The following is a 249-nucleotide window of genomic DNA, read 5'->3' as shown; positions in this document are numbered from 1 at the left end:
ATATGAGCCTCTGATAATAGAGATGATTTAATGCAGCAATTGGGTTTTCGTTCCGTATTTGCTAAGTTATTTGCTAGCGTCATGTTGGCACTTATCTTATTTGCGGTCGCCATGGTGCTATTGACACAGCTCGTGCATGACAAAGATGCAGGTATCCGCTCAGAAGTATTGGCTACCCAAATTTTAGGTCAAATCGATCCCTTCTTACATGAGCTAAATATCGCCATTAGTAAGGACAACCATTTACAG

At 41.0% G+C, this 249-nt stretch carries 1 pseudogene; it reads left to right on the top strand.

The annotated features are described in order from the left end of the window. Positions 1-30: 30 nt before the first annotated feature. A pseudogene (locus AAEY87_RS14270) lies at positions 31-249 on the top strand (HAMP domain-containing histidine kinase); the annotation flags it as partial.

The organism is Psychrobacter sp. S1-30-MNA-CIBAN-0213 (genome assembly GCF_040309845.1).
Taxonomy (GTDB): Bacteria; Pseudomonadota; Gammaproteobacteria; order Pseudomonadales; family Moraxellaceae; genus Psychrobacter.
The sequence above is the reverse complement of the archived record's forward strand: the minus strand, read 5'-3'. Positions and strand labels throughout refer to the sequence as shown.